Here is a 20,504-nt window from a genome sequence, read left to right on the forward strand (position 1 = left end):
TGACGGCCAAGCCGCAATTCGTCACCCTACGATTCACCCCAGGAGCCCCCGAGTGAGCAAGCGCACCTTCCAGCCGAACAACCGTCGTCGCGCCAAGACCCACGGCTTCCGGCTGCGGATGCGTACCCGCGCCGGCCGCGCCATCCTGGCGGCCCGCCGTGGCAAGGGCCGCACCAGCATCTCCGCCTGATCCGCGAATAAGGGTCTGCAGTGCTGCCCTCCGAGAATCGGCTGCGGCGGCGCCAGGACTTCGCGATCGCGGTGAAACGCGGCCGCCGGGCCGGTCGGCCCCTGCTGGTCGTCCATCTCAGACGAGAGGACGAGCAGACGGGGCAGGTCGCCGGGTACAGCGACTTCCACCCGCACGTCGCCGAGGGGACTTCCTCGGCGCGTGCGGGTTTCGTCGTGAGCAAGGCGGTTGGTCCTGCCGTGGTGCGCAACCTGGTGAAGCGTCGCCTGCGTCACTTGGTCCGGGAGCGTCTGGGCGGGTTGCCCGCAGGTAGCCTGATAGTGGTACGGGCGTTGCCGCCGGCGGCGACGGCCTCGTACCAGGATCTTGCACATGACCTGGACGCCGCGCTGAAGCGGTTGCTCCGGACAGATCCGGCCTCTCCGGCAACAGGATCAGGGCGATGAAGTACCTGCTGATGGGACTGATCAGGCTCTACCAGTGGACGATCAGTCCGCTGCTCGGGCCGGTCTGTCGCTATTACCCCTCGTGCTCGCACTACGGATACGAGGCGGTGCGCACCCACGGTGCGGTGAAAGGCAGTGTGCTGACCGCTTGGCGGATCCTGCGGTGCAACCCGTGGTCCCCCGGTGGGGTGGACCATGTGCCGCCGCGCAAGCGTCCCGTTTGGCATCAGCGGCTGCGTGCCCTGGTGCAGTCAAGGACCGGTAGCGCCGCGAGCCCGGAGCCGGATGGCTCCGAGGCCCACGACCCGGTCACCACAGGCTCGACGGCTGCTGGTCAGACGTCGGTAGGCCCGATGTCCGCAAGCCTGACGACCAAGCCCAATGCTCAAGGAGTCTGACCGGTGACCTGGTCCTTCCTGAACCCCCTGTACACCGCGGTGTCCTGGATCATCGTCCAGTTCCACTCGCTGTACAGCCATGTCTTCAACCCCGATGGCGGCTGGGCCTGGGGCCTGTCGATCGCCTCGATGGTCGTCGTGATCCGGATCTGCCTGATCCCGCTCTTCGTGAAGCAGATCAAGTCGACCCGGGCCATGCAGGCGATCCAGCCGAAGATGAAGGCGATCCAGGAGCGCTACAAGAACGACCGGCAGCGCCAGTCCGAAGAGATGATGAAGCTCTACAAGGAGGCGGGCACCAACCCCTTCTCGAGCTGTCTCCCGATCCTGGTGCAGATGCCGTTCTTCACCGCCCTGTACGGGGTGCTGAGCTCGGTCGCCAAGGGCCACCCGATCGGTGTCATCAACGGCGCGCTGCTGGCCAGTGCCGGCAAGGCGCACATCTTCGGCGCTCCGCTCTCCGCCAGCTTCGTGCACAGCACCTCGACGAACGTCAAGATCGTCACCGCGGTCATGATCGTGATGATGTCGGCGTCGCAGTTCATCACGCAGCGCCAGCTGATGACCAAGAACATCGACCTCTCGGTCAAGACGCCGTTCATGCAGCAGCAGAAGATGCTGATGTACGTCTTCCCGGTGATGTTCGCCGTGATGGGCATCAACTTCCCGGTCGGTGTGCTGGTCTACTGGCTGACCACCAACATCTGGTCGATGGGCCAGCAACTGATCGTGATCCGCAACAACCCGACGCCGGGCAGCCAGGCCTGGGACGAGCGCCAGGCGCGGCTGAAGGCGGCCGGCCGGCTCAACCCGGACGGCACGGTCATCAAGGGCAACGGCCCGTTCGGCTTCCTCGGCGCGGGCAAGGCGGCTGCGCAGCAGCAGGCCGCGGCAGCGCTCACCGAGTCGGTGCAGGTGCGCCGCCAGCAGCCGCGCCGGCAGACCAAGGCGCAGCGCCAGCAGGTGCACACCGGTGCGGTGAAGGCCGAGGAGGCCAAGGAGGACGCCCCCGAGGACGCCGCACCGGTGCAGGACGCGGTGCCGAGCGCGCAGGGCGCGGGCAAGGCGCAGGCCTCGAGTGGGTCCAAGCGCCCGGCCACCAAGCAGGGTGGCGGGAGTGCCAAGCGTGGGCCGCAGCAGGGCGGCGCTCAGCGGCCCAAGAAGAAGCCCTGAGCCGGCGCCCCACCCTCTGACCCTTGATTTCGGCCCGTAACCGTGGGCCCTGTCTTTGAAGGAGTCCCTCCCGTGACGGAAGGCACCACCTCCGCCGTCGATGCCGGATCGGGCGCTGCGGCGCAGGAGTCGGCGGACACTCTGGTTACCCGCCTGGAGCAGGAGGGTGAGATCGCGGCCGACTACCTGGAAGGCCTGCTCGACATCGCCGACCTGGACGGTGACATCGATATGGACGTGGAGGGCGACCGGGCCCTGGTGTCCATCGTCGGTGACGGCGACGACCGCACGCTTCAGCGGCTGGTGGGCCAGGACGGGGAGGTCCTGGAGGCGCTCCAGGAGCTGACCCGGCTGGCGGTGCACCGGGAGACCGGGGAGCGCAGCCGGCTGATGCTGGACATCGCGGGCTTCCGGGCGCGCAAGCGCTCGGAGCTGGCGGAGCTCGGGGCCCAGGCCGCCGAGCAGGCCAAGAGCACCGGCGAGTCGGTGAAGCTGCGGCCGATGACGCCGTTCGAGCGCAAGGTGGTCCACGACGCGGTGGCCGCGGCGGGCCTGCGCAGCGAGTCGGAGGGCGAGGAGCCGCAGCGCTGCGTCGTCGTCCTGGCGGGCTGAGGTCCGACGGGCTGAGGTCCAGGGAATCGTCCCTCGTCGACCCCGTTCGCACGGCCTGTGCGAACGGGGTCGACGTTCCTCGGGGCAGTGGCGTTCCCCGGGGCAGACGTTTCACGTGAAACGGTGGTGTGCGGGGGTCGGTGGAATCGGTGAGCGGAGAGGCTGAGATGGCGACGGAGAGTGCGGCGGCCGACGGTGACGGCGGGCCCCAGGGGCTGGCTGAGGCTCCGCCACAGGCGCGGGAGATCTTCGGCGAGCGCTTCGCCGAGGCGCAGCGCTATGCGGAGCTGCTGGCGTCGGCGGGTGTGCAGCGCGGGTTGATCGGGCCGCGGGAGGTGCCGCGGCTCTGGGATCGCCATGTGCTGAACTGTGCGGTGCTCTCCGAGCTGCTGCCCGCCGGTGCGACGCTCTGCGACGTGGGCTCGGGTGCCGGGCTGCCGGGGATCCCGGTGGCGCTGGCGCGCCCGGACGTCTCGGTGACGCTGCTGGAGCCGCTGCTGCGACGGACCACCTTCCTGGAGGAGGTGGTCCGCGAGCTCGGGCTGGAGAACGTCACCGTGCTGCGGGGACGGGCCGAGGAGATGGTCGGGAAGGTCTCGGTGGAGATCGTCACGGCGCGCGCGGTCGCGCCGCTGGACCGGCTCGCGGGCTGGGGGCTGCCGCTGCTGCGGCCGTACGGGCAGATGCTGGCGCTGAAGGGCGACACCGCCGAGCAGGAGCTCGCCGATTCGCGGGCCGCGCTGACCAGGCTCGGCGCCGTGGAGTGGGCGGTGATCCCGGTGGGCGAGCGCGCGCTCGGCGCGGCCACCCGGGTGGTGCAGGTGAAGGTCGGGGAGAGCCCCGGCGGAGTGAAGGCGGCGACCCGGCGGGCCAAGGCGGCCCGGGCGGGGCGGGCCGAGGCTCGTGGTACCGGGCGGCGCCGGCGCTGATCGGCGCGGTTCAGCAGGCCCCGGGAGTGATCCGCACTCCCGGGGCCGCTTGCGTTCTCGGAGTGTCGCACCGTCAGATTTCCGGCATTGCGGGCATGGTGTTTCACGTGAAACGACGCTCGCTGCTTCCCGTAGCCCTCGACCTGCGGCTGCGCCGCGGGCTCGGCCGTGGCCGGGCGGAGACTGTTGCCGCTCCGGTTTCACGTGAAACACTGGGCCCCATGCAGGACTCGGAGACCATCGACCAGATCGATGACACCCCTATCGCACGGGCGGCGCAGGCCGCTGTCCAGGCATTGGGGCGGGCGGGCGAGGGCCTGCCCAGGCCGCCGGCGACCCGCGTGATCGTGGTGGCCAACCAGAAGGGCGGGGTGGGGAAGACCACCAGTACCGTCAACATGGCCGCCGCGCTGGCCATGCACGGGCTGCGGGTCCTGGTGGTCGACCTCGATCCGCAGGGCAACGCCTCCACCGCGCTGGGCATCGATCACCATGCCGAGGTGCCGTCGATCTACGACGTGCTGGTGGAGGGCAAGCCGCTGGCCGATGTGGTGCAGCCGGTGGTGGACGTGGAGGGGCTGTTCTGCGTCCCGGCCACCATCGACCTGGCCGGCGCGGAGATCGAGCTGGTCTCGCTGGTCGCCCGGGAGAGTCGGCTGCAGCGGGCGATCGCGGCTTATGAGCAGCCGCTGGACTACATCCTGATCGACTGTCCGCCCTCGCTGGGCCTGCTGACGGTCAACGCCCTGGTGGCCGGCCAGGAGGTGCTGATCCCGATCCAGTGCGAGTACTACGCGCTGGAGGGGCTGGGGCAGCTGCTGCGCAACGTCGAGTTGGTGCGCGCTCACCTGAACCCGGCGCTGCACGTCTCGACCATCCTGCTCACCATGTACGACGCCCGGACCAGGCTGGCCGCACAGGTCGCCGAGGAGGTCCGCAACCACTTCACCACCGAGGTACTGCGCACCGCGATCCCGCGCTCGGTGCGGATCTCGGAGGCCCCGAGCTACGGGCAGACCGTGCTCACCTACGACCCGGGCTCCACCGGTGCGCTCTCCTACCTGGAGGCGGCCCGGGAGATGGCGCTGCGCGCGGTCGGGCTGGAGATGCCGCCCACCGCCGTGGAGCAGGCAGCCGCCGAAGCGCTCGGCGCGGTGGGACACAACCGGCACACGATCGGCGCGCAGGCGACGCCGATGGCACAGCAGAGCACGATGGAGGGCAATCGGTGAGTGGTCGCAGGGGTCTGGGCAAGGGGCTGGGCGCGCTGATCCCGTCGGCCGGTTCGCCGGCGCCCGCCGCGGGAGCGGGGACGACCGCGCCGGAGCGGTCGGCGGTGCCCGCCGCCAAGGCGGTCCTGGCAACCGGGGTGGTGTCGCCCAGCGCGGTGCCGGTGCTGCCCTCGGGGCGCGGCACGGTGGCGGCCAGGGCGGCGGAGAGCGTGCGGGTGGAGCAGGCGCCGGTGGACGGGGCGCGGTTCGCCGAGCTGCCGCTGGACGCGATCACGCCCAACCCGCGGCAGCCGCGTGAGGTCTTCGACGAGGCCAAGCTGGAGGAGCTGATCGCCTCGATCAAGGAGGTGGGCCTGCTCCAGCCGGTGGTGGTGCGTCAGGTCGCTCCGGAGCGCTATGAGCTGATCATGGGCGAGCGGCGCTGGCGGGCCTCCCGGGAGGCCGGGCTGGAGCAGATCCCGGCGATCATCCGGGCCACCGGGGACGACAAGCTGCTGCTGGACGCGCTGCTGGAGAACCTGCACCGGGCTGAGCTCAACCCGCTGGAGGAGGCGGCGGCCTATGACCAGCTGCTGCGCGACTTCGGCTGCACCCATGACGAGCTGGCGGACCGGATCGGCCGTTCGCGGTCGCATGTGTCCAACACGATTCGGCTGCTCAAGCTCTCCTCCGCGGTTCAGAAGCGGGTGGCGGCCGGGGTGCTGACCGCCGGCCACGCCCGGGCGCTGCTCGCGGTGCCGGACAGCGAGCGGCAGGACCAGCTGGCCCGCCGGATCGTGGCCGAAGGCCTCTCGGTGCGCAGCATCGAGGAGATCGTGGCCCTGCTGGACCACGAGGAGAAGCCGCAGCGCCAGACCGGCCCGCGGGCCGGCAAGCTGCTCTCGCCGGCCTTCAACGACCTGGCCGACCGCCTCTCGGACCGCTTCGAGACCCGGGTGAAGGTGCAGGTCTCCCAGCGGGACGGCAAGCTGGGCAAGGGCAAGGTGGTGCTGGAGTTCGCCTCGGTCGAGGATCTCAACCGGATCCTGGACGGCCTGGCACCGGGGGAGGACGGGCTGCGGCTCTCACAGGGCTGAGTCGGCGCTCGAATGTCGCTGGACCGGTGGGTGCATGTTTCACGGTGACTCTGTTTCACGTGAAACATGCACCCACCGGCGTCTGTACGGGTCCTTGGGGGGACCGGGTCCGGCCGTTCCGGTTGGTCGCTGCCCCCAGGGGAGGAACCGAACGAGGAGGTGTGCCGCATGGGTCGCAGGGTCGTCCCCCTGACGCTGGACAACCTGGCGGACCTGCCCGCGTCCTGCCGCTCCTGTGTCTTCTGGGAGCTCGATCCGGTGAGTGGTCGGCAGGCGGTCGACGAGGGCAAGGCGGAGGCGGAGAAGGAGGGGTGGATCTCCGCGGTGCTGCTCGAGTGGGGATCCTGCGGGCGGCTGGTCTACGTCGATCAGGAGCCGGCCGGTTTCGTGCTCTACGCGCCGCCGGCCTACGTGCCGCGCTCGCAGTCCTTCCCCACCAGTCCGGTTTCGCCGGACGCCGTCCAGCTGATGACCGGTCGGGTGCTGCCGGGGTTTCAGGGGCAGGGCATCGGACGGGTGCTGGTGCAGCAGGTGGCCAAGGATCTGCTGGGGCGCGGGTTCCGGGCGATCGAGGCCTTCGGCGCGGTGGGCGGGGCGCAGTCGAGCTGCCTGCTGCCGGCCGACCACCTGCGCGCGGTGGGGTTCAAGACGGTCCGGCCGCACCACCGCTTCCCCAGGCTGCGGCTGGAGGCGCGCGCCACGCTCTCCTGGAAGGGCGGGGCGGAGGGGGCGCTGGAGCGGCTGCTCGGCGCGGGGCGCAAGGAGCCGGTGCTCCGGCCGTTCTGAGGCTCGGCCCCGCCGCTCGGCGGCTCACCGCATGGCGAAGCGGTACGGCGAAGGGGCGGGCCCACTCGGGCCCGCCCCTTCGCCGTACCGCCGTGGGCTCAGCCCTGGTCGACCGTGATGATGCCCGCCAGGTCGCGCAGCAGCGCGGCCTTCGGCTTGGCACCGACGATGCTCTTGACGACCTCGCCGTTGACGTAGACGTTCAGCGTCGGGATGGAGACGACGCCGTACCGCGCGGCGACTTCCTGGTTGTTGTCCACGTCGATCTTGGCGACGGTCAGCTGGTCGCCGTACTCCTCGGCGATGGCCTCCAGGACGGGGGCGACCTGCTTGCACGGGCCGCACCAGGTGGCCCAGAAGTCCACCAGCACGGGCTTGTCGCTCTTGAGGACCTCGCTGTCGAAGGTCGCGTCGGTCACGGTCTTGGTGGCGCCGGCCACGGGGACTCCTAGGGTCGCGTTCGGGGGTGCTGCTCGGGCTTCGTGGTTCAGAACAAAGGGGAGGCGGATTCTGTTTCGCCGCCTCCCGGGCGGCCTCAGACGGGCGGGCCTCAGACCGCGACGGCGGCCTTGGCGTCCTGCTCGGCCGCGTCGGCCAGGTGAGCCAGGTAGCGCTCGGCGTCCAGTGCGGCGGAGCAGCCGGTACCGGCCGCGGTGATCGCCTGGCGGTAGCTGTGGTCGACCACGTCACCGGCGCCGAAGACACCGGGGATGTTGGTGCGGGTGGTGGGCGAGTCCACCTTGAGGTAGCCCTCGGCGTCCAGCTCCAGCTGGCCGGTGAAGAGCTCGGTGCGCGGGTCGTGGCCGATCGCGATGAACAGGCCGGTGACCGGCAGCTCGCGCAGCTCGCCGGTGGTGGTGTCGCGCAGGGTGACGTGGGTCAGCTTCGGGTCGCCGTGGATGGCCTCGACCGCGCTGTCCCAGGCGAAGCTGATCTTCGGGTCGGCGAAGGCCCGCTCCTGCATCGCCTTGGACGCACGCAGCTCGCTGCGCCGGTGCACGATGGTGACGCTCTTGGCGAAGCGGGAGAGGAAGGTGGCCTCCTCCAGGGCGGTGTCGCCGCCGCCGACCACCGCGATGTCCTGGTCCTTGAAGAAGAAGCCGTCGCAGGTCGCGCACCAGGAGACGCCGCGGCCCGAGAGCGCGTCCTCACGGGGCAGGCCGAGCTTGCGGTGCTGCGAGCCGGTGGTGACGATCACGGCGCGGGCCCGGTGAACGGTGCCCTCGGAGTCGGTGACGGTCTTGATGTCGCCGGTGAGGTCGACCGCGACGATGTCGTCGGGGACCAGCTCGGCGCCGAACCGCTCGGCCTGGGCCCGCATGCTGTCCATCAGCTCGGGGCCCATGATGCCGTCCCGGAAGCCGGGGAAGTTCTCCACCTCGGTGGTGTTCATCAGGGCACCACCCGCGGTGACCGCACCCTCGAAGACCAGTGGCTTGAGGGAAGCCCGTGCGGTGTACAGAGCCGCCGTGTAGCCGGCGGGGCCGGAACCGATGATGATCACGTTACGGACGTCGCTCACTGAATCTCCTGGTTCGCATCGCGACCCGCGCCAGGCGGGGAGGGTGGCGGTCCTGCTCCGCCGCCCGGGACAACGACTCACCAGTGTCGCGCATTCCCGGGCCTCGACCTACCAGGGCCCACCCGCCGGCTCGCTGTGGCGCCGAGCCCGGCCGGCGATCAGGAGGCGGGCACCTCCTCGTGCAGCAGGACGTCGGCCGTACCGGCCGGCGTGGCGGTGGCGCAGCCGGGGGTGAGCAGGAAGACGTCCAGCTCGGTCGGATCGCCGCTGACCCGGAAGACATAGACGTCGACCGGGGCGGACCGGAAGCTGCCGTGCGTGACCAGCAGCGGCTGCTGGCCCTGGTGACCGGTGACGGCGGCCTGGACGCAGCTGGGCAGTGCGGCCGGCACGCTGTCCGGTGACGGGCCCTCCTGTTCGGCGCCGACGTGCGGCAGCGTGCCACGGTCGCTGGGGGCGGCGGGCAGCAGCTGCCGGATCTGCCCGGGCAGGCCGGTGGCGGTGAACGCGGGGCCGAACGGGGTGCCGGCGGGCGAGGTCGGCACGGCAGCGGCCGGGTTGTCCTGCTGACCGGCTGCGACGGAGGTGTCGGCCGGCCGTTGCGAGCCGCTGCCGGGGCCGGAGACCAGGGCGGCGGTGCCCAGGCCGAGCACCGCGAGGCAGGCGACGGCGGCAGCCAGCAGTGCGCTGCGGCGCCGCCGACCACGCGGTACTCGGCCGACCCGGCCGGGCCCGGTGCTCCGGTCGGCCCGGCGCGGCGGCGCGCCGGGTGCCGTCGAGGGGTGGTGCGGTGGTGCGCCGGCCGTGTTCGACGCCTCGGCGGCCGGGACAGCGGCGGCGCCCGGAGCTGTGGCAGCGGCAGGCTCGGCGAGTGCCGCGGCCAGGGCGGCGTCGATCCGCAGGGCGACGTCCGAGGGCATCGCCGGCGGCTCCTCCTCGGCGAGCAACTCGGTCAGTTCGGCCAGGGCCGCCAGCGTGTCCGCGCAGTCAGGGCAGTGCGCCAGGTGCCGGCGCAGTTCCGCGGCCTCGGCGGTGCCGAGCAACTCCTCCTGCAGATCGGCGAGCTGGTCGACGCTCGGATGGGACGCGGACGGCGCCGACTCGCCGGGTTCGGGTGTCTGGTTCGTCATCGGGGCGTCGCGTCTCCTTCCAGGCTCGGATTCTGCGTGGGGATGCGGGTGGCCGGCGATGGGACGGAACCGGCGCCCGATGGGTTCCCTGCTCTCGGGCCGGGCGGTGTTTCACGTGAAACGCCGCCGGGTTTCCGGTCGGGCCGTGTTTCACGTGAAACATGGTCGTCGCCGGCCTGCGGTCGAAGGTGACGTACCAGCGGCAGCAGCCGGGCCCGGCCCCGGGCGCAGCGGCTCTTCACCGTGCCGACCGGCACGCCCAGCAACTCGGCGGCCTCGGCCACCGGGTAGCCCTGCATGTCGACCAGGACCAGTGCGGCCCGCTGCTCGGCCGGCAGCTCGGCCAGCGCGGCACCGAGCTCGCGGCGCAGCTCCTGGCGGAGCACCAGGGACTCGGCCGGCTCGGCCGCCGGGACCAGGGAGTCGAGCCGGCCCGGCTCCTCGTCGAGCGAGCCGGTCCGCCTGCTCCCGGCTCGCCGGGCCCGGTCCAGGCAGGCGTTGACCACGATCCGGTGCAGCCAGGTGGTGACGGCCGCACGGCCCTGGAAGGTGTGCGCGGCGCGCAGCGCCGAGACCAGCGCGTCCTGCAGTGCGTCGGCCGCCTCCTCGCGGTCTCCGAGGGTGCGCACGGCGACCGCCCAGAGGCGGTCGCGGTGACGCCGCACCAGCAGGCCGAAGGCCGCCTGGTCGCCGGACACGTGCCGGGCGAGCAACTCCGCGTCGCTCGCCTCGCCGGCCTCGGGCGGCTCTGGTCGTGCCGGTCCTGCCATCTGCCTGCCCCTCGGGTGCCGCTCGGTGCGGTCGGCTGGTGGGTCCCGCAGCCGTGCCGCCTGACGGTCCGCTGCTGGGGTCAGCCGGTGACCTTGATCGTGGTCACCTGGCCTCGGTAACTGCCGCTCCCATCCTTGGGGAGGCTGGTCAGCCAGATCAAGAGGTAGCGGGAGGAGACCGGGGACTTCAGCTGGAACTGGGCATCCTCGCCGGTGGCCGTGGCGAGCGGCTGCCCGAAGTCGCTGAGCTGGGTCGGGGTGGCGCCGCCGGACGCGGCGGGGACCCGCAGTTCGGCGGTGGTGCTGCCGATGAACTGCACCTCGACCGAGCTGACCGGCTTGGCCGAGCCGAGGTCGACCAGCAGGCCGGTGCCGTGGCCCAGGGCGGTCAGGTCCTGGAAGTAGCCGTCGGTCTGCCAAGCGGCGTTGGGGTTGCCGCTGTTGATCTGGGAGATCAGGTTCGGGTGCATCGGCCCGGTACCGGCGGGGTTGAAGGACTGGATGTTGCTGATCGCCAGCTGGGTGGGCTTGGCCGACGGGAGGCTGCTGGCCGAGGGCGCGCTGCTGACGCCGGAGCCGCCCAGCGCCTGCCTGTCGCCGCTGTTGCCGAGTTGCCCGGCCAACTCCCAGGAGCCGTAGCCGATCGCGGCCAGCAGCAGCACCGAGACCGTCCAGTTCGCCACCCGCCGGGCCCGGCTGCGCGGGCGCGGGTGCGGGCGCGGCGCGGGCATGGGCATCGACGGACCGGGGCCGGGAACGGGGGCCGGGGCGGGGGCGGGGCGGTGGCCGCCGCCGGGCGGCACCGGGCGCAGTACCTGGGTGCGGGCGCTGCTCTGGGCCGGTGCCGGGTAGCGGGGAGTGGTGCGGTCCAGGGCGGCCGGGGCCGACTCGGGCTGGCGGATCCGCGGCAGCAGCGCGATCTCCTTGGCCAGCGCGGCCGGTGAGGTGATCGGTGCCCGCTGGTCGCCCAGTGCGCGCACCGCGAGGTCGGCCAGGCCCGGGTGCACGTCGGCCCGCAGCCGGGCCGGCGGGACCGGGTCGGCCTCCTCGGGCACGCCCTCCAGGTCGTAGCGGCCCTCGGGCTGCGGCCAGCGGTGGGTCAGCGCGGCGTACAGCAGGGTGCCGATCGCCCGGGTGTCCGTCAGCTCGGCGTCCTGCTCGGGCAGTCCGCGCAGTGCCGCGTCGACGGCCACCCCGTTGATCCGGTACTGGCCGGTATCGGTGCGCAGCACGCAGCGCGGCGTCAGCCGCAGGTGGGAGCGACCGGCCTGGTGGGCGGCGGCGATCGCGTCGGTGACCTGGCGGGCCAGCTGATAGGCGTCGTAGGGCGCCATCGGGCCCGAGCCGAGCAGGGTGGCCAGGTCGGTGGCGTCGGGCAGCCACTCCCGGATCACGTAGACCAGCTCGCCCTCCTGGACGGCGTCCAGTACCTGAACGAAGCGCGGGTCGCCGAGCAGCGCCGCCGCGCGGGCGGCGGCCAGCACGTTCTCGGCCTGCCGGCTGCCGGCCGCCAGCAGGTGGACGCCCACCGCGCGGCGCAGCTTCTCGTCCACGGCACGCCAGCTGCTGAACGCCTCCGAGCGGGAGATGCACTCCTCCAGCCGGTAGCGGTCCGCGATCCGGTCGCCGCTGTGGCGCTCCGGGACGGGCAGCCGCTCGGGCGGCGCATCGGTGCCGTCCTCGGTGTCTTCCTCGGTGTCGTCCTCGGTGGTGTCTTCCTCGGTGTCCACTTCGGCGTCGTCTTCGCTGTCACCGCAGGAGGCGATCTCCGCCTCCGGGGCGGCGCCGGCAGCCTCGTGGGACCGGTCGGCCTCGGCGGTTGGCCCGGTCCCCGCCTCGGCCTCGGCGGGCACCGGCAGCACCTGCGTGGCGGTCAGTTCGGCGTCGGGGCCGCTCGGGGTGGCAGCGGTGCCACCGGCCAACTCGGCGGCGAGCTCGGCGGCGGAGAGCGGCGCGGTGATCTCACCGGACACCTCGCTCGGGGTCTCGACCGCTGCTTTGGCGGTCGAACGCTCGACGACTGCCTTGGTGCGATCCTTGGTGCGATCAGCCACCGTCGTCCTGCCTCCCCTTGTAGCGCCCGGTGCGGCATCCCCGCCCGCCCGCCTCTCGGAGGGCGGGCAAGCGAAGACCCGGGTCTGCAGACCAAGTCGTCCGAGACAATTGTGCCCACTCTTCCCGCCCGAGTACGACCGCGGACGGGGCCATCTGGTTCCGGCGGACCCTGAAGGGTTCGGTAGGTGGACAAACTGATCCGTGGTCAGCGGCCCAGTCGGGTACGGACCATGCCGATCATCGCGTTGAGTTCCTCGATCCGCATCCGTCGGGCCAGCGTGAGGAAGACAGCCAGTTGCCCGGCTCCGCCGAACAGTACCGCGAGCACGCTGCCCAGCCAGCCGCCCAGCAGCCCGCCGAGCACCGTGGCGACCAGGAAGCCGACCAGCGCGGCCGGCACGCAGGCGATCGCCAGGCGGGCGTAGGTCTTGGCGATCCGGCCGGTGTCCAGTCCGCCGATCCGCTGCTTGAGCTTCGGCAGGGCCACCCCCACCCCCACCAGGTAGGAGGCGCCGTAGCCGAGCGCCATCCCGGTGACCGCCCACTGCGCGGGCAGCAGCAGGAAGCAGAGCAGCGCGGCGGCGGCCTGGGCGGCGGCGACCCAGACGGTGTTGGAGAACGGGGTGCGGGTGTCCTCGTAGGCGTAGAAGCCGCGCAGCAGCACGTACTGCACCGAGTAGGGGATCAGGCCCAGCGCAAAGGCGGAGAGCATGAAGCCGACCGCGGTGGTGCCGTGCGCGGCGCTGCCGCCGTTGCCCAGGCCGTAGATGGCGCCGCCGATCTGCGGGCCCAGCGCGAGGAAGAGGAAGGCGGCGGGGACGATCGCCACCGCCGAGGTGCGCAGCCCGTAGGAGAGGTCGTCGCGCACCGCGGCGGCGTCGCCGTCGGCCGCGGCACGGGAGAGCCGGGGCAGCACCGCGCTCATCACCGAGACGGTGATCACCGCCATCGGCAGCTGCCAGATCAGCAGCGCGTTGGAGTAGGCCGCCAGGCCCACCCCGAGGTAGCCGGCCGTGGCGGCCTTGCCCCCGGCCGCGGTGGCCAGCTGAGTGACCACCAGATAGCCGGCCTGGTTGGCCAGCACGAAGAGGAAGGTCCACTTGGCCAGCCGGGCAGCCTTGCCCAGCCCGTGCCCGCGCCAGTCGAAGCGCGGCCGGAAGTGGAAGTCGGCGGCCCGCAGGTAGGGGATCATCGCCAGCGCCTGGACGGCCAGGCCCAGCAGGGTCCCGATGCCGAGCAGCCGCAGGCCCTCGGGACTGACGCTCTCGGGGGTGACCCGGCTGTGCTGGAAGGTGCCGAAGACCCACAGGTACATCGAGAAGGTGAAGATCACCACGACGTTGTTGAGTACCGGGGTCCACATCATGGCGCCGAACCGGCCGCGTGCGTTGAGGATCTGCCCCATCACCACGTGCACGCCCATGAAGAAGATGGTCGGCAGGCAGTAGCGCGCCAGAGCCACCGTGGTGTCGGCGCTGGTCGGCGTGCTCATCAGCGAGTGCGAGATCAGCTGGACCAGCAGCGGGGCGGCCAGCACGGCCACGAAGACCACACCGGCCAGTCCGGTCATCACCAGGGTGAGCAGCCGGTTGGCGTAGGCGGTGCCGCCGTCCTCGTCCTGCTTCATGCTGCGGACCAGCTGCGGGACGAAGACCGCGTTCAGCGCGCCGCCGCCGATCAGGATGTAGAGCAGGGTGGGCAGGGTGTTGGCGGCCGAGTAGGAGTCGCCCATGGTGCCGACGCCGATGGCGGCGGCGATCACCATGGTGCGCAGGAAGCCGGTGGCCCGGGAGACCAGGGTGCCGGCCGCCATGATCGCGCTGGAGTTCACCAGGCCGGTGACCTTGCCGCGGGAGACGGCGGGCTCGGCGGGGTCGGCGACCTCCGTCGGGTCGGTCGGTTCGGCCGGGTCGGCGGATTCGGTCGGGTCGCCGGGTGTGCCGGGCCGGTCCGGTGCGCCGGGCTCGGTGACCGGAGTGCCGGTCTCGGACGGCCTGCCGGGCGGTGTCGCTTCGGGTTCCGGCGCGGCGGGGGGCTCAGCGGCCGGTTCAGCGGTCGGTTCGGTGGTCGCGGCGAGGGCCGGCTCGCCGACCGCGGCGGCCCGCAGGCCGACCTCTTCGGCGCTCAGCGGCGGGTCGAACTCGATCACCGGCACGAACGGCCGCTCCGGCGCCTCGGCGACGGCGCTGTGACCGCTGTGACCGCTGTGAGTACCCGAGCCGCCGACCCCGGTGCCACCGCGGGACGGGGCACCGGCCGGCTCGGGTTCGGCGGTCGGGCGGATCCAGCGGGAGGCGGGGACCACCGGTTCGACCAGCGGCTCGCCGTGCTCGCGCTGCGGCGGCGGGGCCTGCTGGGCGCTGCTCCCGGCATCGGCGGCGGCGCCGGTCCCGGCGTCGACCGGTGCCGGGTCGCTCTCCTGGTCGTAGGGACCGGGCCCGGCCTCGGTGGCGTACGGGTCGGCGGCGAACGGGTCACGCGCGAAGGTCTCGGCGAGGTACCAGTCGGACTCGTCACCCGCCGGGCCGGCGGTTGCCGCCACGGGGCGCTCCTCGCCGTTTCGCGAGTCCTTCCCCTGCGGCCCGGCAGGGGGGACCGCCTTGCTCCGCTCGGTCATGCCACCTCATCGCTGGTCGGATCCGGCCGTCTCACCGAGACCTACTGTCTCATCACCGCAGACCCGATTCCGGCTTTCGACGCCCGAGCGCTAGGGGTGCGCCGCAGCCCCTTCGGTGGGCGCCTGGCCGTCCGGTTCGTACGGATCCGTCCCCAGGGGGGCGGCCTCGCCGTCCGCCGTTGCGGCCCCATCGGTGCCCTCGGGCGCGTCGGGGTCGATCAGCGGTGCGTCCGGGTCCTCGTCGGGCTCGCCACTGCGCTTGCGGCGCTGCAGGAAGAACCGCAGTCCGGCGAGCAGCACCAGCGCGCCGCCGGCCCCGACCACCCACCAGACCCCGCTGGTCACTTGGCTGACCTCGACGGTGAACGTCACCTCGGGGCCGTAGCGCTGCGCGTCGGGTCCGGTGGTGTACAGCTGGGCGGTCATCTGCACCGGCCCGTTGCCCTTGGCCTGGGCGAGGAACTTGAGCGAGGTGCTCTGGCCGGCGCTCAGCACTATGTCCTGCTGCTTGCTGACGTTCAGCCGGGTCGGCTGGCTCGAGGTGAGCCGCAGTTCCAGGTTGGTCACCGGCTGCGTGAGCTCGTTGCGGACGCTGACCTGGATCAGCCCCTCATCACCCGCAAGCGTGATCTTGCTGCTCTTCTTCGGGATGAAGACCGCGCCGGTCAGCTGCGTCAGGTAGTTCTGGACGTCCTGGCGGTAGCTGCTGCCAGCCGGCTCGGCGCCGCGCCAGGAGGTGGAGACCGAGCGGAGTATGGCGGCGCTGAACGGGCTGCTGACCCGGTTCTGCAGGGTGAGGATCCGCAGCAGCTGGTCCATCCCGTTCTGGGTGCTGGCGACCTCCTGGAAGCCGCTGATCGGCAGTTCGGCGCCGCGCAGTGCACCGGGGTAGTTGTCGGCGGGGGCGATCACGGTGCCGTCGGTGGCCGGGTCGGCGGGGGCGCTGGTCACCTGGTCCAGCGTCGTCATCCGGACCCACTGGCCCTGCGCCTTCAGCAGCGACTCCTGGAGGACCTGCGCGGTGTCGGCGGACAGGTTGCGCGGCGGCATCACCACCAGGGTCCGCGAGGTGTGCGGCTGCTCCCGGGAGGTCGCCAGGGTCTCGGCGAGCAGCCGCTGCTCGATCGCCGCCTTCGCCCCCGGCGCGCTCGGGTTGTAGGACTGCAGCAGGTCCGCGATGGTGCTGTCGGCGACCACCGCCGTCAGTCCGTTCGGCAGCGGTCGCGCGGCGCTCGGGGTGTAGTTCAGGGAGCGCGGATCGGTCACGCTCGAGCTGTTCACCACCACCCGCGAGGCGCCCAGCTGCTGGGCGACCTGGGCGGTCTGCTGGTCCAGGTAGCCCTGGTAGGGCCAGGCGACGTCGTCCTGCGGGTGGTCCAGCGAGAGCCGGCCCTCCACGGTCAGCTGGCCGGCTTGCTGGGCCTTGCTGAGGGCGGTGTTCAGCGCGGGCAGATTGCCGCCGTTGTGCGCGATCGAGGCCAGGTCGGGGTCGCCGTACGGCAGCGCGACCACCTCGTCGCCGGACTTGGTGACGGCATCGCGCAGGTCCGCCAACCACTGTGTGGCGACCGCCCGCCCGGTGCCGGCGGTGGTGGTGTCGTCCCGCGCCGGGGTGCCGGGGGGACCGGGCAGCTGGACCCGGTACGGCTTGGTCATCGCGTACACCGCGTCCAGCAGATCCGGGTCGATCACCCAGGTCAGCGACGGGATGCTCTTGCCGAGGGAGAGCAGCTGGCCCAGCCGCCCGTCCGGCTTCAGCTCGGTGGCCAGGTTGTCGTCGCGCAGGACCGGGGTCTGGTCGGCGTCCGGCATGGTCTGGGCGACCAGCTCGGGGGCGTGGGTGAGCGGCCAGAGGGTGGCGACCTGGCTGGGGTCGGAGTCCGTGGTGCCGCTCGGGGAGTACGGCAGCAGGGTGCGGGCGATGCCGACCTGGTGCGGTGTCGAGTCGTCCGAACTGCCGGCGTCGACCTCCACCGCCAGCTCGTAGACGCCGGGCCGAGGCAGCTTGAGGTCGCTCTGCGCCACCTGCGGCAGGGTGAACGGGACGCTGGCCCCCGGCGCCAGGTCGCCCACCGTGGTGACGGGGGCGGACAGTTGCTGGCCGTCGCCGTTGCTCGGGGTATGGGCGGACAGGTCGCTGATCGCGCTGCGACCGAGCAGCGGCTGCTTGCCCGCGCCCAGCGCCAAGCCCAGCTGCGCGTTCGTGAGCGTGCTGGTGCTGGTGTTGGTGACGGTGCCGCTGATGTTCAGGGGGTCGCCGGTGGCCGCACCGGGCTGCTGGACGGCGGAGATGGTGACCGTGACCGGGGAGTCGGAGGAGGAGGTGGCGAACTCGGCCATGGGGCCGCCGGCCGCGGCGGCCGGCGCGACGCCGACGGTGCCGAGCAGCGCCAGCGCGCCGGTGAGCAGCAGGGAGGACCGCAGCGCCTTGGTCAGCCGCCTGGCGGGCGGCACAGCCGCGCCTGGACTTCCGGTGTGCCGTACTGGCTCGCCCACGCGCTTCGTCCTCGCCGTCCTGATCCGCGGTCGTCATCGCCCCGGTCCGCAGCACCGCGACGACACGCGGCGTCGGGCTCGCGCCCGCTGCGGACCATCGGTCCCACCGGCATGGTAACGACGCTGCCGGGTCCGCAGTGTTGCGGGCCGGACAATGGAGGCCGGTGACCGGGCGCCCGGTGCGGCCGGGAAAAGCCGTGAGCTGCGGAGCGACGGGGCACGTACCCTTGTGTGCCGTGTCCAACGACGATGAATCCACCGCCGCCCGCCCCGCTCCCGCCGACCCGATCAGTGCGCTGCCAGGCCTGAGCGAGGCCCAGACGCTGGGCCTGCAGGAGCTGCTCCGGGTCTCCCCGGTCGCGGACGAGATCGCCCGGCGGTTCCAGGAGGCCGGCTTCCGGCTGGCCCTGGTCGGGGGTTCGGTACGGGACGCGCTGCTCGGCCGGCTCGGCAACGATCTGGACTTCACCACCGACGCGCGCCCTCAGCAGGTCCTCAAGCTGGTCCGGGGCTGGGCCGACGCGGTCTGGGACGTGGGCATCGCCTTCGGCACCGTCGGTGCCCGCAAGGACACCGCCGATGGCAGCTTCCTGATCGAGATCACCACCTACCGCAGCGAGGCCTACGACCGCACCTCGCGCAAGCCCGAGGTGACCTACGGCGACACCATCGGGCAGGACCTGGTCCGGCGCGACTTCACGGTGAACGCGATGGCCGTGGACCTGCCGGGACGCGGCTTCGTCGACCCGCACCACGGTCTGGAGGACCTGGAGGCCCGGGTGCTGCGCACCCCCGCGACCCCCGAGGAGTCCTTCTCCGACGACCCGCTGCGGATGATGCGCGCCGCCCGCTTCGCCGCCCAGCTCGACTTCGAGCCCGCGCCCGAGGTGGTCGCGGCGATGACCGCGATGGCGGAGCGGATCTCCATCGTCTCGGCCGAGCGCGTCCAGGCCGAACTGAACAAGCTGCTGCTCGCCAAGCACCCGGTGAAGGGCCTGCGGCTGCTGGTGGAGACCGGGCTGGCCGGCCAGGTGCTGCCCGAGCTGCCCGCCCTGCAGCTCGAGGAGGACGAGCACCACCGGCACAAGGACGTCTACGAGCACTCGCTCACCGTGCTGGAGCAGGCCATCGCCCTGGAGCAGGACGGCCCGGACCTGACGCTGCGGCTGGCCGCGCTGCTGCACGACATCGGCAAGCCGCGCACCCGCCGCTTCGAGTCGGACGGACGGGTCTCCTTCCACCACCACGAGATGGTCGGCGCGAAGATGACCCGCAAGCGGATGCGGGAGCTGAAGTACTCCAAGGAACTGATCGACGACGTCTCGCGGCTGGTCGAGCTGCACCTGCGGTTCCACGGCTACGGCGGCGGCGAGTGGACCGACTCCGCGGTGCGCCGCTACGTGACCGACGCCGGGCCGCTGCTGGAGCGCCTGCACAAGCTGACCCGCTCCGACTGCACCACCCGCAACAAGAAGAAGGCCGTCACCCTCTCGCGCACCTACGACGGCCTGGAGGTGCGGATCGCCGAGCTCAAGGAGCGGGAGGAGCTGGACTCCATCCGCCCCGAGCTGGACGGCAACCAGATCATGGAACTGCTCGAGCTGAAGCCCGGCCCAGTGGTGGGCAAGGCCTACAAGCACCTGCTGGAGCTGCGCCTGGAGCACGGCCCGATGGAGCACGAGGCGGCGGTGGCAGCCCTCAGGCAGTGGTGGGCGGCGGAGCAGGACGGCGCCTGACGGCGTTCGGCCCGTTGCCGGGCGCGCGGACCGCGCGCCCGGCAACGGGCCGATGGGCCTGCTCGGATCAGACGCTGGAGCCGGCCGGGTCTGCCGAACTGCCGTCGCCCGAGGTGTCGTCAGGGGTGCTGCTCGGCGCGTTGCCCGGTGTGTTGGGTGCCAGGCACAGGACGAAACTGTCGCCGGCGTTCGGGTGCGCGTAGTAGGTCGTGGCGGCCGGGTAGACGGAGCAGGCGTCGGCGGGGTTGTCCAGGCTGGCGACCCGGCCGAGCACGCGGTACTGGGCGTGCGTGTCGCCGCACGGCACGACGGTGACGTCCGGGTTGGTCTGGTTCTGGATCGCCGCGCCGTTGGCGTCCCGCAGGCAGTCGCCGCCGTTGGCGTTGAGCACCGAGGTGCCGACCACGTTGTCGGTGCCGTCGGAGTTGGCGAGGCCGACCAGCACCAGGGCCAGCACCGTGATCGAGGCCACCACCGAGACGAGGGGCACCAGCAGCATCCAGATCGCGCCGCGCTTGGTGAGCGGGGTGCCGGGATCGAGCTGCGGGCCGTGGGTGCCGGGGGCGGGCGGCGGAAGCTGACGGATCTTCTGATAGGCGGACCGGGTGCGCAGCAGGGCGATCAACGTGAAGAGCGGTGAGAGGTAGGCCCACCAGCCGCGCAGCAGGGTGTACTGGGAGAGCTGACGGACCGTCGCCGTGCCGCAGACCTGGCAGTAGGGGCCCGGCTGTCGCAGGAAGCGCATCAGCACGATCAGGCCCTGGTGCCCGTACACCGTGACGTCCGCGGCCGGCATGCCGCCGCAGACCCGGCAGGCCGGCGGCACCGGCGGGTAGCCGTAACCGTAGTCATAGGCGTACCCGGGCTGGGCGTATCCGGCTTGGGCGTATCCGGGCTGGGCAGAGCCGGGCTGGGCAAAGGCGGCGTCGGCGGGCTGGGCGTACGGGTTGGGAGGGTACGGGCCGGGGGCGTACGGGTTCGGCGCGGTGTCCTGCGGCTGGGCCGGGCTGGGTGCCTGGGCGGGGGCGGGCGGCGGTGTCGCCGGCATCGGCGGGGCTTGCGGTGCTACGGCCTCGGCTGTTGGTGCTGCCTCAGGGACGGGCGGTGCCTCAGGGGCCGGCGGTGCCTCGGCAGCGGGCGCCGCGTCGGTCACCGGTGCGGCCTGGGTGGGGAAAACCGGCGGCGGCAGCGTGGGCATCGGCGGGCGGTCGGAGGGCTCCGCCGGAGGCACCGGTGGGGTGTACGGGTTCGGTGGCTGGTTCGGACTGCTCACGACGGCTCTCCGAGCGCGGCACGACGGCCAAGGGGCGACAGAAAGGGAACGGAGTGGAGTGGT

At 72.3% G+C, this 20,504-nt stretch carries 18 protein-coding genes; 10 read left to right on the plus strand and 8 right to left on the minus strand.

Going from position 1 to position 20,504, the window contains the following annotated elements; all coding sequences use genetic code 11:
- Positions 1–52 precede the first annotated feature (52 nt).
- The 9 genes from rpmH to OG403_RS19245 all read left to right on the plus strand — a co-directional run bounded on the left by rpmH (position 53) and on the right by OG403_RS19245 (position 6,842).
- Positions 53–190, plus strand: a complete 138-nt coding sequence (gene rpmH / locus OG403_RS19205) for a 50S ribosomal protein L34 (protein WP_329566034.1) — start codon at positions 53–55, stop codon at positions 188–190.
- A gap of 20 nt (positions 191–210) precedes the next feature.
- Positions 211–636: a ribonuclease P protein component gene (gene rnpA / locus OG403_RS19210; protein WP_329566037.1), complete on the plus strand. Its 426-nt coding sequence runs from the start codon at positions 211–213 to the stop codon at positions 634–636.
- Positions 633–1,034, plus strand: a complete 402-nt coding sequence (gene yidD / locus OG403_RS19215) for a membrane protein insertion efficiency factor YidD (protein WP_329566039.1) — start codon at positions 633–635, stop codon at positions 1,032–1,034. The genes rnpA and yidD overlap by 4 nt, the downstream gene beginning before the upstream one ends.
- Before the next feature lie 3 nt (positions 1,035–1,037).
- Positions 1,038–2,207 (plus strand): membrane protein insertase YidC, encoded by a 1,170-nt coding sequence (gene yidC / locus OG403_RS19220; protein WP_329566041.1) that lies wholly within the window; start codon positions 1,038–1,040, stop codon positions 2,205–2,207.
- Positions 2,208–2,279: 72 nt separating this feature from the next.
- Positions 2,280–2,819 (plus strand): Jag family protein, encoded by a 540-nt coding sequence (locus OG403_RS19225; RefSeq protein ID WP_329566043.1) that lies wholly within the window; start codon positions 2,280–2,282, stop codon positions 2,817–2,819.
- A 167-nt stretch (positions 2,820–2,986) separates the two neighbouring features.
- Positions 2,987–3,748, plus strand: a complete 762-nt coding sequence (gene rsmG / locus OG403_RS19230; protein WP_329566045.1) for a 16S rRNA (guanine(527)-N(7))-methyltransferase RsmG — start codon at positions 2,987–2,989, stop codon at positions 3,746–3,748.
- A 248-nt stretch (positions 3,749–3,996) separates the two neighbouring features.
- Entirely contained in the window at positions 3,997–4,980 is a 984-nt protein-coding gene (locus tag OG403_RS19235; protein WP_329572367.1) for a ParA family protein, read from the plus strand.
- A complete protein-coding gene (locus OG403_RS19240) occupies positions 4,977–6,056 on the plus strand; it encodes a ParB/RepB/Spo0J family partition protein (RefSeq protein WP_329566047.1) in 1,080 nt (359 codons plus the stop codon). The genes OG403_RS19235 and OG403_RS19240 overlap by 4 nt, the downstream gene beginning before the upstream one ends.
- A 168-nt stretch (positions 6,057–6,224) precedes the next feature.
- Positions 6,225–6,842, plus strand: coding sequence for a GNAT family N-acetyltransferase (locus OG403_RS19245; protein ID WP_329566049.1), 618 nt, complete (start codon positions 6,225–6,227; stop codon positions 6,840–6,842).
- Positions 6,843–6,940: 98 nt separating this feature from the next.
- Here the strand turns inward: OG403_RS19245 and trxA are convergent, their stop codons facing one another.
- From trxA to OG403_RS19280, 7 genes are all read right to left on the minus strand, one after another.
- Positions 6,941–7,282: a thioredoxin gene (trxA, locus tag OG403_RS19250; protein ID WP_329566051.1), complete on the minus strand. Its 342-nt coding sequence runs from the start codon at positions 7,280–7,282 to the stop codon at positions 6,941–6,943.
- A 110-nt stretch (positions 7,283–7,392) separates the two neighbouring features.
- Positions 7,393–8,364, minus strand: coding sequence for a thioredoxin-disulfide reductase (trxB, locus tag OG403_RS19255; protein WP_329566053.1), 972 nt, complete (start codon positions 8,362–8,364; stop codon positions 7,393–7,395).
- Between the two features lie 158 nt (positions 8,365–8,522).
- Positions 8,523–9,494 carry a zf-HC2 domain-containing protein gene (locus OG403_RS19260; RefSeq protein WP_329566055.1) on the minus strand — a complete coding sequence of 324 codons (972 nt, stop codon included), beginning with the start codon at positions 9,492–9,494 and terminating at the stop codon, positions 8,523–8,525.
- The gene (sigM, locus tag OG403_RS19265) at positions 9,491–10,264 is read right to left on the minus strand and encodes an RNA polymerase sigma factor SigM (protein ID WP_329566057.1); all 774 of its coding nucleotides are present in this window, start codon (positions 10,262–10,264) and stop codon (positions 9,491–9,493) included. The genes OG403_RS19260 and sigM overlap by 4 nt, the downstream gene beginning before the upstream one ends.
- Before the next feature lie 80 nt (positions 10,265–10,344).
- On the minus strand, positions 10,345–12,318 hold the full coding sequence (locus OG403_RS19270) for a protein kinase family protein (protein ID WP_329566059.1): 1,974 nt from the start codon (positions 12,316–12,318) through the stop codon (positions 10,345–10,347).
- A gap of 206 nt (positions 12,319–12,524) precedes the next feature.
- Positions 12,525–14,861, minus strand: a complete 2,337-nt coding sequence (gene murJ / locus OG403_RS19275; RefSeq protein WP_329566061.1) for a murein biosynthesis integral membrane protein MurJ — start codon at positions 14,859–14,861, stop codon at positions 12,525–12,527.
- A 165-nt stretch (positions 14,862–15,026) separates the two neighbouring features.
- Complete coding sequence (locus OG403_RS19280) at positions 15,027–17,390, minus strand: DUF6049 family protein (protein ID WP_329566062.1); 2,364 nt, start codon at positions 17,388–17,390, stop codon at positions 15,027–15,029.
- Between the two features lie 329 nt (positions 17,391–17,719).
- On the opposite strand from OG403_RS19280, the gene OG403_RS19285 reads away from it, so the two are divergent.
- Entirely contained in the window at positions 17,720–19,168 is a 1,449-nt protein-coding gene (locus OG403_RS19285) for a CCA tRNA nucleotidyltransferase (RefSeq protein WP_442911077.1), read from the plus strand.
- Between the two features lie 67 nt (positions 19,169–19,235).
- Here the strand turns inward: OG403_RS19285 and OG403_RS19290 are convergent, their stop codons facing one another.
- Positions 19,236–20,216, minus strand: a complete 981-nt coding sequence (locus OG403_RS19290; RefSeq protein WP_329566064.1) for an LppU/SCO3897 family protein — start codon at positions 20,214–20,216, stop codon at positions 19,236–19,238.
- Positions 20,217–20,504 lie beyond the last annotated feature (288 nt).

It is taken from the genome of Kitasatospora sp. NBC_01266, from assembly GCF_036242395.1.
Classification (GTDB): domain Bacteria; phylum Actinomycetota; class Actinomycetes; order Streptomycetales; family Streptomycetaceae; genus Kitasatospora.

What these genes read in the sequence shown, in the direction of transcription:
- yidD (WP_329566039.1), top strand. Translation starts at nt 633, where the DNA reads ATGAAGTACCTGCTGATGGGACTGATCAGGCTCTACCAGTGGACGATC.
- rsmG (WP_329566045.1), top strand. Translation starts at nt 2,987, where the DNA reads ATGGCGACGGAGAGTGCGGCGGCCGACGGTGACGGCGGGCCCCAGGGG.
- OG403_RS19245 (WP_329566049.1), top strand. Translation starts at nt 6,225, where the DNA reads ATGGGTCGCAGGGTCGTCCCCCTGACGCTGGACAACCTGGCGGACCTG.
- OG403_RS19260 (WP_329566055.1), bottom strand. Translation starts at nt 9,494, where the DNA reads ATGACGAACCAGACACCCGAACCCGGCGAGTCGGCGCCGTCCGCGTCC.
- sigM (WP_329566057.1), bottom strand. Translation starts at nt 10,264, where the DNA reads ATGGCAGGACCGGCACGACCAGAGCCGCCCGAGGCCGGCGAGGCGAGC.
- OG403_RS19290 (WP_329566064.1), bottom strand. Translation starts at nt 20,216, where the DNA reads ATGCCGGCGACACCGCCGCCCGCCCCCGCCCAGGCACCCAGCCCGGCC.